General features: G+C 68.5%; 1 protein-coding gene (running past one end of the window). It reads left to right on the top strand.

Features of this window, described 5'->3' with window-relative positions; translation table 11 throughout:
- Nucleotides 1-33 precede the first annotated feature (33 nt).
- A protein-coding gene (locus tag MFF07_RS16865) for an LEPR-XLL domain-containing protein (RefSeq protein WP_238232411.1) crosses the window boundary here: on the top strand, nucleotides 34-26,302 show its 5' portion. It continues 18,833 nt past the right edge of the window; only the first 26,269 of its 45,102 coding nucleotides appear in the window; it begins with the start codon at nucleotides 34-36; its stop codon lies off the right edge, out of view.

Genomic DNA, 26,302 nt, shown 5'->3' with positions numbered 1-26,302 from the left:
TGCGGCACGCCCTGCCCGGTTGGAGAGAGCGTCATGGCTTTTCCGTTCAAGTCGGAAGGCTTCTGGGGACCGTTGTTCCGCCGCCGTGACCGGGCGCGCAGCGTTGACGTGCCGCGGGCTGGGCGCCCGTCGAAGCGCCAGCTCGTGCTGCACCTCAAGGCGAAGGCCGACCGGATCTTCAACCGCGACCGGCTGATCTTCGATCCGCTGGAGCCGCGCGTCCTGCTCAACTCCGACATCACCTACGCGATCGGCACCATCCCGGCCGATCCGCCGGCAGCGGAGCACCAGCTTCTCGTCAAGCTGATCGAGCGAAACGAGGACACGGCGCATCCGGAGACCAAGGTCCAGCGCATCCAGGTTTATGATTACACGAACGGCCAGCAGGGCACGACGGCGCTGCATACGTTCGGCGCGATCGATGCCAACGCCAACCAGACATTCACCATCCAGGGCACGGCCAACAAGGACGTCATCACTGTCGATGCCGATTCCTTCAAGCTGCTGACCGGGGCCTATACGCACACGCTGGCGTTCAGCGATTCGAGCAGCGCCGATGGCGATACGATCGCGCTCCTCAATAAGCCGACGGGCCTAGGCAAGCAGGGTGCAGACTTCGCACTGACAGGGCCGGATGCGGGCAAGATCACCTCCGGCAAGTTCGAGGGCAGTTTCTCAAGCGTCTCCAACCTGATCGGCGCGGCAGCCGCCGACGACAAGCTGACGATCGGGGCCGGCGCCAGCCTGAGCGGCTCCTTCGACGGCGGCAAGGGCAGCCTCCAGCTCGATCTCTCGTCCACGGTGGCGGGCAGCATCGATGCGACCCTGTCGGCCGTCTCGGGCAAGTACACTCTGGCGAAGACCGCGAATTCCAGCGCCGCGAGTTTCGGCAGTCTCGCCTTCACCGCCCCGACGACGAGCCTCGGCGTGATCTTGGGCAGCGGCGACGATACGCTGCACCTCTCCAGCCTGCCGCCCGCGCGGTCCTTCACGGTCAGCGGTGGCGCCGGCGCCGACAGAATCGTCTTCGATACCGATCTGATTCTCGCCAGCGGCGACCTCGGCATCACCTTCGACGGCGGTTCCGGCGACGACCGTATCGACATTACCGCCAATCTCAGCGCAGTGGCCGGCAATATCGGCATCACCTTCCAGGGTGGCGCCGGCGACAACAGCCTGACCGTCGCCCAGGGCAAGACGATCACCGCAGGCGGCAGCGTCGGCATCGCCGCGGACGCGACCCTGACCCCGGCTCTCGTCACGGTCGGCAACGATCGTTCCGCCGCCGCTACGGCACGCATGGGCATCACCGTCAACAAGGACGCCGTCATCACCGGCGTCGGCGTGGCGATCGCCGTACGCAGCAGCGTCACGGTCAACGACGTCGCGCCCGCCGACACGCAGACCCTCACCGTCACGGCCGACGGCCTCGCCGGGATCACCCTCGATGGCCGGATCAATGCGAAGACGGGCGATGCCGCGCTGACGACCGACGTCGTCGACAGCATCACGCTGACCTCAACGCTGACGTCGCAGCTCAAGCGCGTCACGCCGACCCTGACCAACAGCTCGACGATCGTCGTCGGCGCGAACGGCGGCGTGAACGGCGGTACAGTCAAGCTCGCCGCCAACACGCGCGCCACCGTCGACGTGAAGGTGCTGGGGCTCGTCCTGCCCGGCCTCACGACGTTCACCGATGCCGCGTCCGGGACGGCCGACACGATCAAGTCCATCGTCAAGGGCGAGAAGAGCCTGAGCGACGTGTTCACGCCCGCGGAGCTCGCGGTCGAGGGCGTGATCAAGAAGTCGGAGACGACGATCACCAGCAAGGCCCAGGTGACGGTCGCCACCGGCGCGCAGATCACCCAGTCCGGCGCGGCGACGATCGCCGGCGCCGATCCCGCCGTCTCGGTCCAGATCTCGGCCGAGGACCGCACCAACGCGACCACCACCCTGGTGGCGAAGGACGGGACAGACATCCCCGTCCTCAGCAGCCTCCTCAACCTGTTCGCGCTGACCGCGAACCAGAACCTCACGCGCGTGACGAGCGTCGATCTCGGCGTGCCCGCGACCGGCTCGCTGCCGGTCGGCGCACCCGCCGACGGTGCCACCGCGCTGATCGCGGCCGACGGCAATGCCGCGATCCAAGCCTCGAACAGCGGCGCGCTGCAGGTTCGCATCCGCGCGGCCACCGACGCTCCCGATCCTGCCGATCCGAGAAAGACGGTCGCGGGCGACGGCGAGGAAGACGGCTCGCTGCCGGCGCCGATCAAGGCCGGCGCCGCGCAGATCACCGTCAACGACACCGTGCGCGTGGCCGTGCGCGGCGTTCGCGTCGTTGCCGCGTCGCTCACTGTTGCCGCGACGAACGACACGCGCATCGAGAGTCGTGCCATCCAGGCGCGCAACCTGCTCACCGGCTCCACCAGCGCCGTCGTCGAAGCGTCGCGCCTGAGCGCGAGCGCGGGTGCCGTCTCCGTCGTGGCGATGGATGCCACCGCGGCGAGCGCCATCGCCGTGCCGATCGGCACCGGCAGCCTGGAGAATGAGACCGACACCCAGAAGACCGATCGCGAGCTCATCGGCATCGCGCGCGGTTCGGCGGTCAACACCTCGGAACGCGACATCACCGCCGCGTTCACCGATTCCGTGGTCGGCGCCGCGACCGACGTCACGCTCACCGCACAGAACGCCCTCGACCTCACCACCGAGGCCAAGGCGGCGGTCGCGTCGAGCAAGCTCGGCGTCGCCGGCTCCTACGCCGTCAACATCGTTCTCGGCAGCACCACGGCGACCGTCCTGCGCGGCAGCGTGACCGCGACCGCCGGCGACGTCACCGTGAACGCGGCGGACGTGACGAACATCGATTCGCGGGCGCAGACCACGGCCGAGGGTGCCGCAACCTCCGGTGGTGCCGCCGTCGGCAGCACCGCCAGCGGCAACAATGCCATCGGCGGCGCCGCGGCCTTCAACATTGTCGGCTACCGCGCCGACGGCGTCACCGGCACGGACAAGCTCGCCGACAAGATCGTCGGCATGGCCCTCGACACCGTGCTCGGCACCGGTTTCTTCACGGTCGCCGCCACCCAGCAGATCCGCGCCCGGATCGATGCCGCCAGCGTCACGGCGACCACCGGCCGCGTCGGCGTGAACGCCGCGAGCGCGGGCACCGTGAACGCCACGGTCAGCAATACCGTGACCACGCGCACGCCGGAGCAGACGCGCGCCGACCTCGCGAAGGCCGAGGCGCGGCAGACGGCGCTCAACAGCGCCCGGACGGCTCTCGGCAAGAACGCGTTGACCGGGTCTGCCGGCACCGTCACCAATGCGGCTTCCCGCAGCATTGGCGGCCTGATCGCCACCAACCGCATCAACCGTTCGGCCACGGCCGACGTGGTGAGCGGCGCGACCATCACGGGTGCCGGCGAACTCGGCGTGCGCGCCGCCGACATGTCGACGATCAATGCCAACGTGAAGCTGGTGGCGTCCAGCCAGGCTGCGAGCGATGGCGGCCTTTCGGGCAAGCAGCCGCAGATCAAGTCCGACTTCAAGGCGAATGCCAGCCAGCCGGTGGAGATCAAGCTCGGCCAGCGTGTTGCGGTCGACTTCGCCAATGGGCTGGGCATCGACCCGATCCGCACGGTGAGCACCACCGACGCGATCAAGTCCAAGCTGCCCGCGACAACCAAGGACGCGAAGGCCGGCGCTACCGCCGCCACCGCGACCCCTCGTACCATCAAGACCGGCGACGTCGTTCTCGTCAGCCCCGGCCACCCGTCCGGGAAGGGTGAGGTCGGCTCCTACTACCGCTACGTCAAGGCGACCGGCACGCCGACCGTGCCGGCCCCACAGGATTCCATCGACCTCTCCAAGGCCGACTTCACCGACGCCACACGCTGGAAGCTCGTCGGCGAGAAGGGCGCCGTCTACGCCTATATGGGCCCCGACAGCACGGCCGCGACTAAGCTCGACCTGAAGACGGCGGACTTCACGAACCGCGACCTCTGGCGCCGCGTCGGCGAGAGCGGGGCGGCCCCCGCCAAGACCACCGGTTCCGCGGGCATGTCGGCCGGCGGCATCGTCGTGCGCAACGAGATCAAGGGTGGCGTCGTCGCGGCCATCAGCGGTTCGGCCACCCGGGTTACCGCGGGCAGCGTCGCCGTCGCGGCCGAGCGCAGCGCGACGATCACGTCGAAAGCCGACGCCACCGTCGAGGCGATCGCGACGATCCGCGAGCAGACCGGGGAGAAGGCCGACGGCACAGCCGACACGGCCGGCACCGCAAGCGACGTTCCCGGCAAGACCTCAGCCTTCGACAAGGCAGCACCTGCGGCGCAGTCGGGCCAGCCGAATACGGCGAACCAGTCGCGCTCGAGCGCGCTCGCCATCAACGCGGTGATCGCGACCAATACCATCCAGTCGGCGGCCGACGCGTCGATCACCGATGCCACAGTGACCACCCGAGGCAGCGGTGGCGACGGTTCCGTCGCGGTCACGGCCAAGACGGCCGGCGTGATCGAGGCCGAGGTCGAGGCTGCGATCACCGCGGCCACGAGCGGCCCGTCGGGCTCCGAAGCGGCGACGACCACGACCGGCTCCGGTCAGGCCAAGCCACCGACCACCTCAGCGCGGGCGGCCGGCATCCAGCTCGCCTTCAACGCCATCGGCTACGAGAGCGGCAATCTCGGCTTCGAAACCCTCGACGCCGTGGTCGGCACCAACCTGACCAACCCAGCGACGGCGCAGGCCAGCGCCCGCATCAGCAACAGCACGGTGACAGCCACGGGCGCGATCAGCGCGACGGCCGAGTCCTCCGGCGCGATCACGTCGACGCTCAGCAACGAGGTCACCGCTTCCGCTGCGGCCGCCAGCGTCAACGCGCTGGCGGTGTCCGGCCTCGTCGCGATGAACCGCGTGAGCGGTGCCGCGCTGGCGCTGATCGATGCCGCCGGCAAGACGGTTTCGGGCACGGACATCACGGTCTCGGCCGTTGATTCCGTCAGCATCGAGGCAGAGACGGCCGTCGCCGCCACGGCCACTGCCGAAAAAACCGGCGAGGTCGGCGGCACCTCCAAGGGGGCCGAGGCACTGCTCGGCGAGTACACCTACACCACCGCCTCCGGCGCGCGGCAGGTCAAGTTCGGCGAGAAGATCCGCCTCGGCGACACCTGGGCCGGACCGGCCACGCGGGGCGAGAAGGGTGCCGTGTACCAGTACATGGGCACCGACTTCGCCGCCGCGGTCGATCTCGGCAGCACGACGGACGCCAACCTCAACTTCGCCGACTTCGCCCTCTGGAAGAAGCTCGACGCGACCAACGTCCTGTCCGGCAGCACCAACGGTGCGGAGCCCCCGACCGGCAAGATGTCGGCGACCGGCCTCGGCGGGATTTTCGCCCGCAACGACGTCTCGGGGAAGGCCGAGGCGAAGATCGTCAACACCACCCTCGCCGCGAGCGGCGACGTCACCGTCAGCGCGGATTCGACTGCCTCGATCAACGCGACCGACGAGAGCGAAGTCGAGGCCGAGGGCGGCGCGGCTGCCAACGGCGTGCTCGTCTCGAACAACGTGCAGAATGGGGCGCTGGCCTACATCAAGGACAGCACCGTCACGAGCAGCGGCGGCGGCGTCAGCGTCTCGGCGGTCAACGCGTCCAGCATCGAGGCCAGCGCCGCAGGCTCGGTCTCGGGCGAAGGAACGGCCCTCGGCTTCACGCTCGCCTTCAACACCGTCGGCTTCAAGCAGCAGAACCCGCTCTTCGCCGCCGTCGACACGATCGCTGGCGATCCGCTGATCGCCACCGCCACCAATGCCGAGAACCCGGCCGGGGCGAAGGCCTACATCACCAACAGCACCGTCACGGCCGAGCGGGACGTCTCCGTCACCGCCGAGAGCCAGGCCACCATCAAGGCCGAGGCCGGCAACAAGGTGAAGCAGGCGGATTCCGAGGAAACCGTCCACAAGGCCGAGACCGGCGCACGCGGCATCTCCGCCGGTGCCGTCCTCGCCCTGAACAAGGTCAGCGCCCGCGCCGAGGCCTTCATCGGATCCGAGGACGCGTCAGCCGCGGCCCCGGCACAGCCTTCCGCGACGGTCACCTCGACGGCTGGGTCGATTCTCGTCTCCGCAAAGAACCAGGCCGGCATCGAGTCCGAGAGCACGATGATCGGCTCCTCGGCCGTGTCGGGCGGCGTGGCCGAGCTCGCGAGGAAGGCGGTCGCGACCGCCCTCAACATCTACGACTACACTTCGAAGTCTGGGACGAAGGCGCTCAACGCGGGCGATCGGGTGAGGCTCGCGGCTGACTTCAGCGAGAATACCGCCGCAAGCACCGATGCAGATCGGAAGGAGAAGCCTCGCCTGGCAGGGCGTGTGTTCATTTTCGTCGGGGCTGCCGACGCCTCAGTCAATCTTGCCAGCGAGGACTACACGAACGCGGCCCGTTGGTTCGCGGTCGATGACGGTGCGATCGTCTCCACGAAGCCTTCCGGCACTCCCGCCGCGACGAGCCCCACGAACCCCGACAAGGACACGACGACCGTCACGACGGCGGCCGGCACCACGACGATCGCGCGCAACAAGGCTCGCTACTCGTCGAACGACGGGTTCCAGTTCATGATGGCCGGCCAGGGCGTCCTGCTCTCGCGCGCCGACACCACCTCGAAGGGCGAGAAAGGCACTGTCTACATCTGGCGCGGTGCGGACAACACCAAGGTCACCCTGAAGGGCGCGGACTATACCAGCGACAACTGGATCCCGGCCGCGGCCAAGACCGTGATGCCGCAGATCGACAAGGTGGCCGATCCTGCCCCGGCGGCGGCGCCCGCCCAGGGCGATCCCACCCCGGTCGCGCGCACGCCCGCCTCGTCCTCCAAGGCCTTCGGCGGCCTGATCGTCTTCAACGAGGTGAACGGCGGGTCCACGGCTCGCATCACCGACGCGGCGGTGACGTCGTATCTCGACCTTGCGGTCCGGGCCGAGGACGCCGCCGACATCTCGGCGACGCTCGTGAGCACCGTCACCTCTTCCGGCGGCGCGTCCTTCAAGTCGCAATCCGGTGCCGGGACCAGCGGCGGCACCGGCGGTGGCACGGTGATCGCGGCCAACGGCATCGCGGCGACCAACGTCGTGCGCGGCGGTGCCGAGGCGAGCGTCCTGCGTTCGGCCGTCGAGGCGCAGACGGGCAATCTCGACGTCACCGCCGAGAACACGGCCGGCGTCGATGCGCGCGTGCGCGCCTCGTCCACGACCTCGGGCGGCGAGGGCGGCGGCGTCTCCGGCGCCGTGACGCTCGCCTTCAACTCGGTGGGTTACGAGACGCAGAATCTGCTGTTCAACGCCGTCGACACCCTGATCGGCCAGTCGGCCATCTCGGGCGCCTTCGGTGGCGAGGTTGGGTCCGGCGCCAAGGCGACGATCGTCAAGTCCTCTGCGAAGGCCGGCGGCAACCTTTCGGTCTCCGCGACGTCAGCTGCCAAGATCAACGCGACGATCAGCAACGCGGCCATGTCGTCGACCGATTCCATGAAGGGATCGGGCGGCTCCGGCTTCGGCGTCGTGCTCTCCTCCAACAAGGTCAGCGGCAGCGCCGTCGCCCTCATCGACAACACCGGCGTGACCCGGGACATCACCGCCGGCGGCGCGCTTGCCGTCACGGCGAAGGATGCGGCCGGCATCACCTCGAACGTCCAGATCGTGACGAGCTCGACCGTGGTGAAGACCGACGGCGGCGCCGTCACCAACCAGTCCAAGCTCAACAAGTACCTGCCGTCCGACTTCTCGACCAATCCGAACGAGGTCCAGTCGGCCACGATTCAGTCGAACCTGGTCAAGAACCGCAAGGACTTCCTGCCGGCCGAGATCACTGCTCTGGAAGAGAAGGCCACCGCCGAGATCGCCCGTGTGAAGGGCTTGATCCTGGAGCTGCAGGCTCGCCCGGCGGAACTGCTGAAGCAGGTCGAGACGGCCACGCTGAAGCTCAAGGCCGGCGACAGCGTCGACGCCTATCTGCGCGGCATCAACAAGACCCTCGTCGATACGCTGAAGGCCGTGGTCGATGCCAAGGTCATTCCGACCACGGAACAGACCGACCTTGCCCGCCGCCTCACCAAGGCTTCGGACGATCTGGTGCCGTTCACCCTGGCGGGCTTCCTCAATACGCCCGCGGCCGACGAGGCGCGCGCCGAAGCGCTGAAGCTTGCCGCAGAGGCGGCACGCCGTGGCTATCTCGACGATGCCGCGCTGCGGAACAGCACGAATGCGGACACGGCCACGAAGGCGGCAGAAAAGACGGTCGGCGCGGTGATCGGTCTGCAGGTCGCCGCCGACCGCGCCGTCCTCGACGTCGCCGCCAGGATCGTGGCGCTGAAGGACGGCCTGAACGCGTTCCTGAAGCCACTCGGCCTCAGCACGGACAGCATCGGCACCCTCGACCTCTCGGCCTTCGGCCAAGTGCCGAAGACCGTGAACAAGCAGGATGTCACCTTCGGCACACGAGTCCGCATCGCGGACGGCTACGCCAAGCCGACCTTCAAGGCAGTCGACTCGGCCAGCGTCACCGTCAAGACTGGCGATACGATTCAGGATTTCGACGGCAAGATCTACAAGTATGTCGGCGCCGAGCTCTTGAGCAAGGTCCAGCCGAGCACCTTCACGCTGACCGACAAGACGAAGTTCTCGCTGATCGCCGCCAAGTCCGACGCCTACAAGGCGGGAGACATCTACATCTACATGGGCACCGACGCCTCGCAGGTGAATCTCGCGGCGACGAACTACGGCGACAAGCTGCTCTGGAAGCGCGCCCTCGAATCCAACTTCATTCCGGATGGCCTGACGCTGCCGAGCACTGGCAACGCCGCCACGCCTGCCCCGGCGGCGACCCCCGCCACCAGCACGGACACGCCCACCGGCGATCCCTCGGCCGGCAATGCCGCCCAGGCCGGGACCGTGAAGCCGCAATCGGCCTCGGCTCTCGCGATCGGCGGCCTCGTGGTTCTCAACAGCGTACACGGCGACGCCGTCGCCCGCATCACCGGTGTCACCGCCACCGCGGGAACCGGAGCGATCACGGTATCGGCGACCGAGACGGCGACGATCACCGCCACGGCCGACAGCGCTGCCACCGTCAAGTCGGCCAGCTCCTACAAGCAGACCAACGGCACGGCGGCTGCCGGCGCGGCGCCGGCGCCGAGTGCGGCCACGACCGATCCGACGGCCGGCAGCAAGACGCAGACCAAGAGCCTCGCGCTCGGCGGCATCATCGCCACCAACGCCGTCCTTGGCACCGCCAAGGCGGAGATCGTCGACAGCACCGTCACGGGTGGCGGCGGCGTCGCCGTCGGCGCGGTCAACACCGCGACGATCGACGCGACGAACAAGGTCGCGACCTCGAGCGACCAGGGGGCCGTCTCGATCACGCTGGCCTTCAACACCATCGGCTGGAAGGAGCAGAACATCCTGTTCCGCACGGCCGACCTGATCACTGGCCAGCCGCTCATCGGAGCCGGCAACGACGACGCCCCGTCGGGCGCCACCGCGCAGATCCTGCGCAGCACGGTCGTCACGGGTGCCGGCAGCACGCTCGGCGTGACGGCGCGCTCGGACGCGACGATCAATGCGCAGGTCAACAACAAGGCCAGCGCCTCGAACGCCGTACTGAAGGACGCAAGCGCCTACGCGATCGGCTTCGCGCTGACCGGCAACATGGTCAACGCCAAGGCGCTTGCGACCATCGACAACACAGGCACCACGAAGACGGTCGATGCCGGCGGCGCCGTCACGATCTCTGCTACGAGCAACGGCTCGATCGTCTCGCTGAACAGCCTGTCCTCGCTCGCCAGCCTCACCAAGCCGAGCGTGCTCGAGGACTTCGCCAGCAAGGTTCTCGACAATTACACCTACACGACCAAATCCGGCACCAAGACCGTCAAGTTCGGCGACATCGTCTTCGCCCAGATCAACGGCGTCGAGAAGCGCTTCGTCTATTTTGGCGATAGCAAATCGGTCGACCTAACGGCGGCGGGGATCTTCACGGAAGCGAATTCCTGGCGCGAAAACAATCTGCGCGAATTTATCAAGTTCCTGCCGCCGGGCGTGCTCAACCTCGGCGAGAGCAAGGATGCCAGCAGCTCCGCGACGCCGCCTGCGCAGGGCGCGGAGCCCGCGAGCGGGGGCACCTCCTCGAAGCCCTACGCCGTGGCAGTCGCGGGTATCCTCGTCAGCAACGATGTGCAGAGCACGGCGACGGCCAGCCTCGTGAACACGAGTGTGGTCCGGGCCGGTGACGTGAGCGTGCAATCCGCCCAAACGGGCACGATCACCGCAACGATCACGAGCAAGGTCGAATCGAAGCTCAAGGCCGGCACCAAGCCGGGCGACAAGAGCGCGCTCGCGATCGGTGCCGTCATCGCGGCGAACGTGGTGACGGGCACGAGCAGCGCGACGATCAGCGGGAGCAAGCTCGGCGACGTCGATATCGGCAGGACCGTCGGCAACGTCGCCGTCGGCGCGAGCAACACCGCTGCGATCACCGCGACTGTCGACAGCACCGTCGAGTCGAGCGAGACCGCCGTCGGCGTGACTGCGGCCTTTAACAAGATCGGCACGTCGAGCCAGAACGTCCTGTTCGATCTCTCGGACGCGATCCTCGGGACCGATCTCGGAACGGTGCTCCAGGGCGCCAACACCTTCGCCGCGACCGCCTCGATCACCGGCCAGCCGATCAACGCCGCCGGCGCCGTCTCCGTGACCGCGCAGTCGAAGGCGACGATCAAGGCCGAGATCAAGAACGCCGTGACCACGGTCGGCGCCTCGGTGACGAGCGTCGGTGCAGTCGTCGGCCTGAACCTCGCCCGCCTCGCGACCTCGGCCACGATCGCCGACATGACGAGTCTGAATGCCGTCGGCGGCGTCTCGGTGAACGCGCTCAGCGCCTCCAGGATCGACGCCGTGGTCACCGCACCGGTGACGTCGGTGGCCTACAAGCTGCCCCCGACGGATGCGTCGGCCGGCAATACCGGCTCCGGGAACACCGGCTCTACCAGCCAAACCGGCAAGACGATCTCCGTCGCCCTCAGCATTGCGCGCAACACCATCGTCGACGAGACGCTGACGGCCGGGATCGACCGGGTCGGTCAGGTGACGGCCAGCGCGGGCGACGTGCGCGTCTCGGCCTCGAGCGATGCCACCATCGCGGCCAAGGCGACCGCCACCGCGATCGCCGTGCTTCTCAGCACCGAGGACGGCAAGAACATCGGCTTCGCCGGCGGCGGGGCGCTTGGCTTCAACACGATCCTCGGTGGCGTCGACGCGCATATCGCCGGCAGCAAGATCACGGCGGGCGGCGCCGTCGCTCCGGCCCAGGACGGCACCGGTGGCCAGGGTAACATCACCGTCACGGCCACGAACGATTCCGCCATCACCGCCTCGGTCGAGGCGGCCGCTGCGGCCGTGGTCGTCGGCAAGGGCACCTCGCAGGCGGTCGCCATCGGCGTGAGCCTCGCCTTCAACATGATCGGCTTCTACGGGGCCGGCCTGCCGACGGGCGCGGACCTCAAGAACGGAACCTCACGCTCCCTCGACGTGCGCGCGAGCGTGACGAACAGCCGCCTGACGGCCGGGCGCCGGGTCTCGGTCGAGGCCACCTCGTCCGAGGCCATCACCGCGAAGACGCTCGCTGCGGCCGTCGCCGTCGCCGCGTCCACCGGCGGTGGCAGCGGCGGCCAGGGCAGCAACGTCGCGTTCGCCGGCGGCGGCCTCTACGTCGGCAACAAGATCGTCACCACGACGACGGCGGTCATCGACGGCAGCGGCAGCACCGACGACGCAGTCGGCGCGGGTGCTGGCGGCATCATCGTTTCGGCCAAGGACACCAGCCTCATCAAGGCGACGTCCATCGCGCTGGCGGTCTCGGCGAACCTGAGCGCGAATGCGAGCGACACCGGCACGAAGCCGAGCGTCGCCATCGGTGCGTCGCTGGCCAACAACGAGATCAGCAGCGACGTCACGGCCCGCATCACGCAGGTCGCCAACCTCGCCAGCACCGGTGCAGTCTCGGTCTCCGCGGCGCGCACCGCCGACATCTCCGCACAGACCTTCGCCGCCTCCGTCGGCGCCCAGGTCTCGTCACAGGGCAAGGGCGTCGCGGTCAGCGGCGGCGGAGCCCTCGCGCTCAACACGATCGGCGGATCGACCGTCGCCGAAATGCTCGGCTCGAAGGTCGGCGACGGCACGACCGACGCCAGCAAGGTCGGCAGCCTCGATATCTTCGCGAACGATCAGGCCAAGATCGCCGCGCTCACCGGCGCCACCGCAATCGCGCTGGCAGCCTCGGCGAACGACAAGGCCATCGGCGTCGCGGTCGGCGCCTCGGTCTCCAACAACGTGATCGGCTCGGGCGCCGCGGTGCGTGCGACCCTGTCCGGCACGCCCGTGCGTGCCGCCGGCGCCGTCACCGTGCGCGCCCTGTCGAAGGAGACGGTGGACGCCACGACGGTCGCCGTCGCCATCGGCGTCTCGGGCAGCGGCACGGGCACGGCCACGTCGGCGAGCCTCGGCGGCTCGGTCGCCCGCAACGTCATCGACGTCGCCACCACGGCCGAGGTTCTCGGTGCGGCCTCCATCGTCGATGCCGGCAGCGTGTCGGTCACCGCGGGCAACGAATCGTCGGTGTCCTCCACCGTTGGCGCGGCTTCGATCGCCGCAGCCCTCGGCCAGGACACGGCGGTCACGGTCGCCCTCGCGGCGAGCGTCGCCCTCAACAGCATCTCCGGCAACGTCAGCGCGACCGTGAAGGACGCGCAGGTCATGACCCGCAGCGGCGGCATCACGATCGCGGCCACGCGGACCGGCACCATCGCCACCACCGCCGCGGCCGCGAGCGTCGCGGTCGGCGTCAGCGGCGACAAGGGCATCGGCGTGTCCGGCGCCGGCGCCGCCGCCGTCAACAAGATCAACAGCAGCACGACCGCGACGGGTCAGGATGCCTCGCTCAACGCCGCGGGCGCGATCACCGTCTCGGCCGCCAGCACGGCCACGATCAAGGCCGACATCATCTCGGCCGCGGCGTCCGTCGGTGCGGGCTCGGGCAGCAGTGGTGCCGGCGCGCTCGGAATCGCCATCGCCTACAACGAGATCGGTGCCTGGACGGCCTATGACGAGGCGGGCAACACGCTCAGTCAGACGCCGACCCTCGGCAGCCGCGCCAACGTCTCCGCCACTCTCTCGAATACGCTGGTTTCGGCCATGGGCGCGCTTGCCGTCACGGCGACGAGCCTGAACACGATCACGGCGAACATCGTTGCGATTGCGGTCGGCGCTGCCTTGTCCGGCTCGAACGCCGGGGCGGTGAGTCTCGGCGGCACTTTCGCGATGAACAGTATCGGTCTCGCGACCGGCGCACTCATCGATGGTGACGGCGCGGGCGCCGGCCCCGGCATCGCGGCTGCCGGCGCCACGGTCTCGGCGACGGATACCTCCGCCATCACGGCCAAGGCCCTGTCGGCGAGCCTCGCGCTCGCGGCCGGCGCCTCCAATGCCGTTTCGGTCGCGGTCGGCGGCAGCGTCGGGCTGAACAGCATCGCCAACGACGTCTCGGCCACCGTCAAGAACGTCGACCGCGGCCTCCAGACCACGGGCGCGATCCTCGTCAGCGCGAAGTCGGCCGGATCGCTGACGGCGCACGCCGCCTCGGCGGCGCTCAGCATCGCCGGCGGCGGCTCGAACGCCGTCGCGGTCAGCGCAGCTGTCACCTATGCGCGCAACGTCATCACCACGGGCACGCGCGCCAGCGTCGTCGACAGCGCTCTGACCGCGACCGGCAGCAATGGCACGGTCGACGTGAAGGCGGAATCCTCCGCCACGATCGAGGCCAAGATCCTGGCCGCCGCACTCGCAGTCGGTGTCGGCGGCAGCAACGGCGTCGGTGTCGGCATCGGCGCGGCCATCGCCGAGAACTACATCGGCTCCTGGGACAAGACCGTCGAGAAGGACGCGAACGGGAAAGATAAGACCGAGACGACCGCCTATGCGCTCAAGGGCGCCGGCGGCACGGCCGTTGCCGCCCTACTGAGCAATACCGGCGTTTCGGCGAGCCGGGCGCTCAGCGTTACTGCGACCTCGTCGCAGACGATCAACGCACAGGTCGTCGCGGCTTCCGCCGCGATCGGCGGCGGCGGCTCCGCCGGTGTGGGCGCGTCGGCTGCCGGCGCCGTCGTCTCGAACGCGATCGCTGTCGCCACGAGCGCCACGATCAGCGGCTCCGGCACCGGCATCAACGCTGGCGGCGTCGTCGTGAACGCAGCGGATACCTCCACGATCGATGCGTTGGCCGGATCGGCCTCGCTCGCAGGAGCGGGCGGCGGCAGCGCCGGCGTCGCCGTCGCGGTCGGTTTCACCCTCGCCCTCAACAGCATCGCCGGTGGCGTCGCCGCGAGCATCACGGGTGCGAATTCCCTCCTCAGCGCGGGCGCCGTCTCGGTCACGGCCTCGCGCGCCGGACGCATCAACGCGGCCGCGGCCGCGGCGGCGATCAGCATCGCCGGCGGCGGCGCGGCCGGCGTCGGCGTCTCGGGCGGGGGCGCCTTCGCCTCCAACCGGATCCTCGGCTCCACCACCGCCACGGTCGATGCGAGCAGCATCACCACGAGCACAGGCGGCCTCACGGTGAAGGCCAGCGGCTCCTCCGAGATCACGGCGATCATCTCGGCGGTCGCCGCCTCCGCCGGCGGCGGCGGTTCGGCCGGCGTCGGCGTGGCGCTGGGCGTCAGCGGCGCGGAGAACCGCATCGGCAGCTGGAGCACCAGCGGCAGCGGCGCGACCCGCAAGGACACCCTCGCCGACGGCAGCGGCATGGCCGTCGAGGCCAAGGTCAAGGACTCGGCCCTCGACATCGCCGGTGTGCTCGGCCTCGAAGCCAAGTCGAGCCAGACCATCTCCGCCACCGTGGTCGCGGCTTCGGCTGCCATCCAGGGCGGCGGGGCCGCCGGTGTCGCGGTGAGCGCGGCCGGTTCCCTGGCCGCGAACGCCATCGGCGTCGCGACACGGGCCACGATCGATGGCGACGGCACCGGCATCAAGGCCGGGAGCGTCACCGTCTCAGCCAGCGACACCTCCGCGATCACCGCGCTTACCGGTGCCGCATCCCTGTCCGCAGCGGGCGGCGGTGCGGCCGGCGTCGGTGTGGCGGTGGGCTTCGCGCTTGCCCTCAACTCCATCGCCGGGGGCGTCGAAGCCTCGATCCGGAACGCTGATACCGGGCTCACCACGCGTGCCGGCGGCGTCTCGGTGACGGCGACCAGCAACAGCCGCATCAAGGCGACCTCGGCGGCTGCGGCCGTCTCGGTCGGCGGCGGCGGCGCGGCCGGCGTCTCGGTCAGCGGCGGCGGCGCCGGTGCCGGCAACGTCATCACCACCAAGACGAACGCCTTCGTCGCCGACAGCCGTCTGACGGTGCGCGGGGGTGCTTCCACGGTCTCTGCGGAGTCGAAGTCCGACATCCAGGCGCTGATCGTAGCGGCGGCGATCGCTGCCGGCGGCGGCGGTGCAGCCGGTGTCGGCGTCTCGGTCGGCGTCGGCGGCGCGTCCAACGTTATTGGCAGCGGCAACGAGGTTCAGGCCTACCTCAGCAATTCGAGCTTCGATTCGGATTCCACGCTCGGAATCCGTGCGACCTCGAGCCAGACCATCAAGGCCGACGTCGCGGCGGTCTCCGCCGCGATCCAGGGCGGCGGCGCTGCCGGCGTCAGTGTGGCCGGCGCCGGTGTCGGCGCGACCAACACCATCGCGGTCAAGACTCGCGCCGCCATCGACGGCGACGGCACCGACGGCGTCAAGGCCGCTGGCATCGCCATCGCCGCCAAGGACGATTCGACGATCACGGCCTCCGTCGGCGCGGCCGGCATCGCCGGCAGCGGTGCGGGCGCGGTCAGCGTCGGCGTCGCGGTCTCCCTGTCCTTCGCCACAAACACGATCGGGAACACGGTCGAGGCGACGATCGGCAATGCCGACACCGGCGTCACCTCGACCTCCGGAGACGTCTCGGTCGAGGCGACCAGCGGCGGCGCGATCAAGGCGATCGCTTCGGCGGCGTCCCTCAGCTTCGGCGGCGCCGGAGCCGTCAACGTCCAGGTCTCGGGCGGCGGCGCCTCGGCGGTCAACATCATCACGACGAGCACCCGCGCAGTGATCGCGAAGGCCACGGGTCAGACGGCCCTCAACAAGGTCACCAGCGGCGCGGCACTCCGCGTCGCCGCGACGAGCAACCAGGACATCGACGCCACCGTGGTCTCGCTCGCCGCCGCCGGCGGCGGCGCGGGCGTCGCGAGCGTGCCGGTGGCGATCGGCCTCTCGGGCGCTCAGAACATCATCGGCAGCTGGAAGACGACCGCTGCGGACGGCTCGCGTCTCGACCAGCCGACGCTCGTCTCAGACGGCAGCGCCAAGGTCGAGGCAGTGATCGGCGACACGATCGTCGATGCGGCGGGTAACGTCGCTGTCACCGCGACGTCCGCCAGCACCATCGATGCCACCGTCGCGTCGGCCGCGGCCGTGGTGACGGGTGCGGCAGTGGCCGTGGGCGTCGCGGGCGCCGGCAGCTTCTCCGGCAACGCGATCAGCTTCGCCACGAAGGCGGCGATCGTCGGCGCGGGCAGCGTCACGGCAGCGGACGTCACCGTGCGCGCCAAGGATCAGGCCGCAATCAACGTCGATGTCGGCTCAGCCGCGGTCGCCGCCGCCTTCGGCGGCGTTGCCGGGGCTCCAGCGATCGGCGTCGCTACGGCCCTCAACGTCATCGACAACGCGCTGAGCGCGGTGATCGACGGCGGCAGCGTGACTGCGCGTTCGGGCGGAATCCGCGTCGAGGCGCTGGTTCCGGCCGACGATCCGGGCACTGCCGGCATTGAGGGTGCGAGCATCAAGGCCCGGGTCGCCGCGGCATCCGCCGCGATCTCGGGTGGCGGCGTCGCGGTCTCGGTTGCCGGCGGTGGTGCCGTCGCGACGAACCTGATCGGTGGCAGCACGAGCGCCAAGGTCAACGCGGCCACGCTGAAGGCCTCCGGCGACATCGTGGTCAATGCCGCGAACAACAGCCGCATCGAGGCTTCGGTGGCGGCGATCGCCGCGGGCGCCAGCGTCGGCGGCGTCGCAGTCGGCGCCAGCATCGGTGTCGGCGTCGCGACGAACCTGATCGGCAGCAGCCTCGGCTCGGCCCGGTCGTCCGCCCTCGTGATCGAGGCGGTCTCGAAGGACACGAAGATCGAGGCGCAGGGTAACCTGGACGTCACGGCCGTGTCCGGCCAGACGATCAATGCGACGATCCTGGCGGGCTCCGTCGCGATCAGCGCGGGCGCCATCGCCGTCAGCGCCGCCGGCGCGGGTGCCGGCACGCATAACCGCATCGCCGCGCAGGTCAGCGCGACCATCGACGGCGACGGCACCGACGGCCGCATCTCGGCCGGGACCGTCACCGTCTCGGCCCGCGACGCCTCGTCGCTCAGCGTCGACACCGGTGCGGCCTCTGTCGCGGCTTCGGTCGGTATCGTCGGCGGCGGCTCGGCGGCGATTGCCGTCGCCGCGGCCGACAACGTGATCGAGAACCGCGTCACGGCCGCGATCAGGAACGTCAACGACGGCTTGTCCGCCCGCAATGCGGTGAACGTGACCGCGACCGAAACGGCGACCCTGACGAGCCGTGCGCGTACGGCCGCCTTCGCTGCGAATTTCTCGCCCGTCGGCATTTCCATCTCCGGCGGCGGCGCCGGCACCGGCGACACCGTCAAGAGCACGACGACTGCCGGCATCTACGACAGCAAGGTGACCGCTGCGGGCAACGTCTCCGTCCGCGCATCGGATACGACGAGCGTCGATTCGCAGGTTCTCAGCATCTCCGTGGCAGGCGGCCTGCTCGCCCTCGCCGCCGGCGGTTCGGTGGCCACGGTCGAGGCACGGCCGACGGTCACGGCCGCGATCGAGGGTGGTAGCCTGTCCGCTGGCGATGTCAGCGTCCTCGCCACCGCGCTTCCGGCTGTCGTCGCCCGGGCCTCAGGCATCAATGCCGGCACTGCGGCGATCGGCGCTTCGGTTGCGCTCGCCAAGGTCGCAGCGATCGTCGATGCCCATACGAAGAACGTCGCGATCACCGCGGCGAGCCTTACGGTGCAGGGCAACCTGTCCCAGCAGGCCGGTAAGGAATCCGCTACCGCGAGCGCATCCGGCGCCGTCGGCGGCCTGATCGGCCTCAACTCGACGGTCACGACGGCCGAGAACGCCAGCAAGGTCACCGGCACGATCGACGTCGGCACGGTGCTCACCGTCAGCGGCGCGGTTGCCGTCACGGCGACGAGCACGACCAAGCAGAGCTCGAATGCCAGCAGCGCGAGCGTTGGCCTCGTTGCGGCCGGCGCCACCTTCGCTACGGCCAATTCGGCGACCGAGACGGCCGCCAAGGTCGCATCGCTGGGCAGGCTCAATGCCGGCTCGATGACGGTCACCGCTTCGGGGACCGACGACAACTTCGCCAAGTCGGTCGCCGGAAGCGGCGGCCTCGTCTCTGGCACGGCCGCGAGCTCCAGCACCACCACGGGCGGCAGCACCAGGGCCGATCTCGGCCTGGGCGTGACCATCGACCTGACGACGCGCAGCGACAGCACCGGCCTGTTCTACCTCGCGGCCGACCACACCGCGACGATCAACGGACAAGTGATCACCGACAGCTATGGTGCGCTCGCCGGTGCGGGTGCCGTCGTCACGAACGACGTCACGCATGCCGTCGCCGCCACCTTCGGCGCAGGTGTCCGCCTGACGGCACGCGACATAGTCGCGACTGCGACCAACACCGTGAACAAGCCGCAGCTCGGACAGGCCAACATCGTCGGCTCGACGGGCGGCATCGCCAGCGGCGCCTCGGCGCACAGCACCACCACCATCGACCTGACGACGAAGGTCACCGTCGATAGCAATGCCGGTCAGAAAACGAACCTGACCACCGTCGCGCGGGGCGGAAGCCAGGGCGGTATTCGCCTGGGGGCGACCAACGTCATCAACGCCTACGACAAGGTCTCCCTGACCACTGGCGGCGCGATCTCGGGGGCCGGCGCTTACTCGACCATCGAGACGCGCAACTTTCAGGCCCAGGTCAACGTCGGCAGCAATGCGACGCTGTTCACGCTCGGAAACTTAGCGCTCTCGGCCAACGGCAACGGCTCGGCGAACGCGGTCTCGAACTCCGAGACCTACGGCGCGGCGACTGTCGCGGTCGGCAGCACGGCGGTGATCCTTAAGCCGGACAATTCGGTCAACATCGGCGCGAATGCCGACATCACCGCCTACGGCGATGCCGACTTCTTCGCCGGCACCAACAAGAAGGCCTACGACGACAGCTACGACACCTCCGCGACGACGGACAATTTCGCGGGCAGCGCGATCCCGATCTCGACGCTCGCCGCCAAGATCCGGGTGAGCGAGACCAACACGATCAAGGTCGATGGCGGTGCCACGATCAAGACGGCCGGTAACGCGAACCTCTTCACGAACCGGCAGGGCAATGCCGGCGCGCTGGCGCGGATGAAGGGCACGAATTGGACGACGGCGGTTGCCGGCGGCATCGACAGCGCGCTCGGCGGCTCGGCGATCACGCCGGTCGGCGACGCCCAGACCGGCTCGGTCGGCACCGTGATCGTCGACGGCAACATCGTCACCGGCATCACGCGCAACATCTCGATCGTTTTCGACGACCTGACCCGCGGCACCGGGGGCAACCCCCCGACCGTGATCACGGGCACGGTGAAGCTGAACGGCCAGAAATACGACGCGAACGGCAACCCGATCGCCGATAATGACGCGACGAAGAGCTTCACGATCTCCCTGGCGAACGGCGCGACCTCCGCCTCGGCCACTCTTCCGAAGCTGCCGATCACGGTCAGCCTGGGCTACACCAACGCGCAGTCGAGCCTGATCGCGGCCTTCGACGAAGCCACGAAGGGGCTTGCGACCTACAAGGACAACAGCACGCTCCAGGCCTATTATCAGGGCGAAGTAAACCGCATCAGGAATGAGCTACTCGCCGATGGTCTGGCTGAGCGCCAGATCGACTTTAGCGGCAAAGAAGTACTCGTTCCGGTCTTCAAGCAGGTGCAGGCGATCACGGTCAGCCCGTTCACGGCGGGCGCCGGCGGCATCTTCGTGCGGGCCGACGCCCTGCTCGGATCGGGCAAGCTCGACGCCGCGTCAGACACGAAGGTCGAGATTACCAACAACTCGGTGGCGAACCTCGTCATCGGCGGCATCACGATGCCGGAATCGAACGGCGGCACGTTCCTGAACGGCAACGTGGTGACGTCCGGCGGCGACGTGACCACGCGCCGGCAGGCCATCGCCACCGAGAACGCCAAGAGCCCGGACGCCGCGGCGGCCGCGATCGTTGCAGGCGGACGCGGCGTCTCCTTCTCGACGCTGACGGCCGGCGGCATCGCCACCGATGCCGTGAAGAGCGACATCTACCTCACGAATACCTCCGGCGCCCGCAATGGCAATTCTGCGCCTTCGGTCTTCGTCGTGGGCGATGTCTACGCACCGACTGCTGTCTTCCACGTGAAGACGGCGAGCGGCGGCGATCTGAGCATCACGGCCATGACCTCGGTGAAGAGCACCGATTTCGATGTCGGCGGTGCCGTCTCGATCGGCACCACGGAGGATCTGCGCACCTATTCCGTCGGCGGCGACCCCTACGGCCAGATCAAGACCGTGCTCGACACGGGCACCGGACCGCTGACGGCGAAGACCGACAGCGCCATCGCGACCGCGCTGGGCCAATCGACGGCGAGCCTCGTCGCGAGCGGCGCCGTCACGATCAAGGCGCAGTACCTCAATGTGAACGGTCTCGTGCAGAGCGGGCGCGACACCTACACCATCGTCATCGACCAGACGGTCGAGAACGAGATCCGGCAGATCATCAACAACCCGGGGCGCACGGCAAACCTCAGCTCGCTCACCCGTGACGGCTTCTCGGCGAGCTACAACCGCCAGACCGGCGCGATCGAGATCGACGAGATCGTCTCGACGGGCGGCCAGATCAACCTGACCGGCGTCATCGTCAACACCAACCAGGGTAAGGGCGAACTGCGCGCGCTTGGCGGCTATGCCAGCGTCAACGTCGTCAACAAGCTCAACCGGGACGTCGTCCTGAACCGCATCGACCTGTCGCAGCGCGGCGTCGGCGCGATCGACATCAAGGATCTCGCTTACAAGAACGACGCGCGGGACATCGCTTTCCGCCAAACCTTGATCAGGCAAGATGCTGCGGGGACAATCACGCGTTACAGCGCCGATTTGAGCGCGTCCGGCCGCGAGGTTGCGAAGGCCTCGGGCAGCCTGACCGACTACGCGCCGGTGAGCGGGTTCCGCTATGCCTTCACTATCGGGCAGGGCAACAAGAACACCTACAGCAAGACCATCGGCACGTCGTCCTGGGCCGGTATCGACGCCTTCGCGAAGAACCCGCCGGACCTCAGCACCTTCAACAAGGAAACCACCACGAAGGCGGCCCTACAGCCGGAATCCGCCTATTATTACATCGACGCGAGCAAGTCGGGTTACGCGTTCTTGGGCGCGCCCGAGTACACGCGCAGCGTCGAGCCGGCGAAGGAGGTCGCGAGCTGGACCACCAGCACGTGGTACGGTAAAAAAACCTACTATTCGAAGTTCCAGACGGTCGACTATACCGAAACGCAGGCGACCCATAGTCTCGAGGCCGATTACGGCATCAAGATCACCTTCACCGGCGGTCGCACGGGTACCGTGAACGTCGATTCGCAGGGCGCGGGACGCGTTCTGATTGCCGGCGGTATCAAGAACGATAACGGCACCACGACGATCGCGTCGGGCGGCACGATCGAGCATCTCGGCTCGACCGCGGCCGTCACGGGCTCGCGCGTCGTGTTGAGCGCCGTAGGCGGGATCGGCGGTGTCGCCCCCGTCATCAAGACCGACGTCAATACGCCTGCCCCCGTCAAAGCCATCAGCGATCTGCTCGCCGAGAACACCAAGGGTCTCAACGTCACCACCGTCGGTGCCGGCAACAGCCTCACGGCGACGACCACGCAGGGCAATATCAACCTCAACGTGCGGACGCTCGACAACGAGCTCGGCATCGACAGGATCGCCGCAGGCGGCGGCTACGACGTCAAGCTCGTCTCCTCGGCCGGCGTGAAGACCCAGGGCAGCGGCGTCATCGCCGGCGGCTCGCTCAATCTGGCGGCCGGCGGCCGTCTCGGCTCCGAGGCCGCGCCGATCAAACTCGATGGCGGCAGCACGGGCCGCGACAAGACCGATATCGTCGCAGGCGGCACTGTCGGCGTTCAGGAAATCGCGGGCGATCTGCGCCTCAACAGCCTCACCGCCAACGGCGACGTCTACATCAAGGTCGACGCCGGAGATCTGCTCAACGTCAACAGCGTCGTGGTGCGCGACACCCGCGTGGTGTCGCAGCTCGTCAACGGCGTCTGGAAGGACCTCGCCCTGACGACGGCGGATGCCGATCGCAAGTATCAGGCGACGCTCAATGCCTTCGAGACCACCCGCGAGGGCGACTACAACGCCTACTGGTCCTACCGGAAGCAGCAGCCGAATACGGCCGGCGCCATTACGCTCAGCACGACGAATGGCGAGCGCGACTACTACACTAAACTCTACACGGACCAAGCGGTGAGCCAGGGCGTCACCGATGTCGCGACCTACGTCGCCAAGGCGATCACCGCTCTCGAGACGAACCGCACGCTGCAGTACCACACGCTGCACGAGCAATACGGCGTCTACGGCGACGTCTATCACGCCGACCTCGCCGGCGATTACGCGGCCTATTGGGCCTACCGCGCACAGCAGGGCGCCGGCGCGTACAGCTCGACCTACACGGTGAAGGCGACCGCTCAGGAGCTCGCCAAGATCCAGGCGGCGACGCATGCCGCGCCGATCCCCGGCGACGCGATGATGGCGGTCGTCACCGCCCAGATCGCGGACTTGGAGGACCAGCGGACGGCGGCCTATACCGCCCTCCGGGCCAGGTTCGACGGTGTCACCGATCCCACGCAGGTCTCGGCCGGCGATCAGGCGGCGTATGCGCTCTATTCCGGATACCGGGCCGCCTTCGACGCGAATGCGGGCAAGGTCCGCCTGAGCGTTGCCGAGATCACCGGCCTCTACACCACCGCAATCCAGGCCGAGGCGCGCAACCTCCGGCTCGCCGGCACCGATCTCCAGACTTACGTCACCGCGCAGATCCAGCGGATCCAGGACTCCAGGACCGCCGACTACGACAACCTGAAGTCGTATTTTACAGGCTTCGTCAGCACAACGGTGACGGACTTTGCCGCTCAGTACGCTCAGTATTGGCAGCTGCGCGAAGCCCAGGTTCCGGGTGATACGCCATCCGCGACCTACACCGCCCTCGACACGGTGTTCTCGCGTTTCGGCGACGCGTATCTGCCGAAACTCGCCGCGGCCTACACGATCTACAGCGATTACAAGACGGCGATCACCGGGGCCGAACTCACCGCGCTGACGGCACAACTCACCACGGAGGCGGCGACGCAGACGTTGGGCGAGGCTGCCCTGCGCATGGATACGTCGGCGAGGGTCGCCACTGTCGAGGCCGGGCTGAAGGCCACCTATGCGTCGCTTCATGCGACGTTCGGCAGCCTCGGTACCGTCTACGACGCCGCGAAGGTCGCAAACCTGACCTCGGCCGAGCAGGCGTCCTACGAGACCTACTGGAACTACCGCAATCAGCAGGTCGATCCGTCGATCTACAACGCATCGTTCGCACCACGCCTGACGGGCCAGGCGCTCGCCGACGCGGTGGCGGCGGCCCGTGCGGCCGCCGTCGCGGCGAATGCCGGCTCGACGGCGATCACGGCTGCCCTCACCGCCGCTCAGACGGCGCGCGAAACCAAGCTCACGGCGCAGTATGCCGAGCTCAACACCTTCTTCAACAAGCTGCCTGCCTCGTACGAGACGAACGCCCTCACCGCACAGAAGCAGGCGGCACCCGCCTTCTTCGTCGACCAGGCGACGGCCGACGGCATCAACGCCGGCATCAAGCGGTGGACACAGGACGAACTCCTGGGCGCGGTCGGCCAGGGCCTGCTCAAGGAGGTCTCCAGCACGATCACGAACAGCAACCCGATCATCAAGGGCGCCAACGTCCGTATCGTGACATCGGGGAACGTCGGCTCGGTGAGCGGTACGACGCTGATCGGGTTCGGCACCAACAAGACGCCGCTGACCACGGACCAGCAGATCGACCTCGGCGCCGCAGAGCGCAGCGATCTCGTCTTCCTGACGAAGGCTCCGATCGTGACCGGCACCGTCGTCTTCGGACATGACGGGACCAAGGGGACGGTGACGCTTCAGGGCGGCGGTGCGTGGGATGCCGCGACCTTCTTCAAGGACGGCAACCTCTTCGACGGGACGCTCTACATCGGCGGCCTGTCGGCGAACGCCAACGGCCAGACCGGCAAGGTCTTCAAGATCCTCAGCGTCGTGGGCTCGGTGATCACCGTCGACCAGCGCTTCGACCAGGAGGGCCTCGGCCGCGGCCTGAGCTTCGGCGTCAGCATCGCCGTGAACGGCGAGGCGCCGCGGGCCAGCGCCGTCACCTCCATCGACCTCCTGAAGGCGGCCCCGACGACCGTCGACGTCACGTTCAGCAACGACACAGCGGCCCAGCAGGGCATCCTGACGCGCAGCAGCGGGACCTGGGACGCTTCCTACGCCGTCGGCGACACGCTCTACATCGCCGGCCAGACTCGGAACACGACGGCGGTCGCGTCGAACGTCTACGAGATCGCCTCGGTCAGCGGCGGCGTGATCCGCCTCAAGGTCGGCCAGCTCTTCGATACCCGCACGGTGAGCGGCCGGCAGGCCGCCAGCGCGGCTGCGAAGGTCGACGTCGGCGTGCGTGCGTCCACCGGGACGGGCGTCTACGTCATCAACCGTGTGTTCGCCGATGCCGACGACACCTTCGTGGCGGACGGTTTCACGAACGGCATGCGCATCGGCGTGGCCGGCGGCTTCGGCGTGAAGACCGCCAACGCCACCAGCGCCGAGCAGAGCTACACCATCGCCACGGTGAGTGCGGCTAGCCTGGTCCTCGACGCTAGCAAGAAACCGACGGTCGAGAGCGGGCGCAACCTGATCGTCTTCCAGTCGAAGACCGATCCCAACAACCCCTTCGCCAAGATCACTCAGGTCCTCATCCAGAAGCGCAAGCCGGTCGTGCTGGCGAATACCGGTACGCTCGACGTAAGCGCTGGCGGGCAGATCTACGTCGACGTTCCCACCACCACTGCACTGACGATCGGCAGCGTCGAATCGACGGGCACAAAGGAAATCCGGCTCAAGACCGGCGCCGGCCTCGTCAACGGCGGCGCCGACGGCACCGTCAACGTCAAGGGCGGCGATACCGTCCTCGAGGGCGGCACCGGCGGCATCGGAACCGCGCAGAAGGCGCTCGGCATCGATCTCGGCGCCACGAACACCATCGCGGTGCGGGCCGACCAGAGCATCTTCGTCACCGAGAAGACCGGCAACCTGAACCTCGAATCCGCCTTCTCGGCGGGCGGCGACGTCACCTTCGTGGCGACCTCGGGCAGCATTCTCGACGGCATCGGCTCCGACACGAACAAGATCGTCGCCAACAACGTCTACCTGACGGCTTCGGGCGCGATCGGTTCGAAGACCGACGCGATCGAGATGAAGCTCGGCGGCACGGTCCGCGCGAGCGCCACCGGCGACATCGTGCTGAGCGAGACGCAGGGCACCATGAAGGTGGTCGCGATCACCACGAAGGGCGACGTGGTGCTGAAGGCCACCGCGTCGATCATCGACGGGGGTGATCTCACCACGCCGACCGACATCGACTCCGCGCCGATCGCCGGCTCGGGCCGTGTCAACATCAGCGGCCGCTCGATCGATCTCAACGCCAAGGACGGCATCGGCAGCCTGAGCGACACGCTCGGCCACGAACTCGAGATCGACAGCAATGTCGGCGGCACCACGAACGGTGTCGTGACTTTGACGGCCGGGGCGAACCACATCGCCGTCGTGGAAACCGCGGGCGACCTCTATCTCAACACCGTCGGCACGGATGCGAGCCACACCGCGTTCATCACCGCGACGACCGGGAGCATCCTGAACGGGGCGACCCGATACTTCGACACCGACAAGTTCAACACCGATACCAACCTCACCTCGGGCAAGGCCTACCTGATCGCCTCGGGCAGCATCGGCACCGAGACCCGGCGTATCGTCG

Origin of the sequence: Methylobacterium thuringiense (assembly GCF_022179645.1) — a bacterium.
Taxonomy (GTDB): domain Bacteria; phylum Pseudomonadota; class Alphaproteobacteria; order Rhizobiales; family Beijerinckiaceae; genus Methylobacterium; species Methylobacterium thuringiense.
This window is presented reverse-complemented; position numbering and strand designations above follow the sequence as displayed.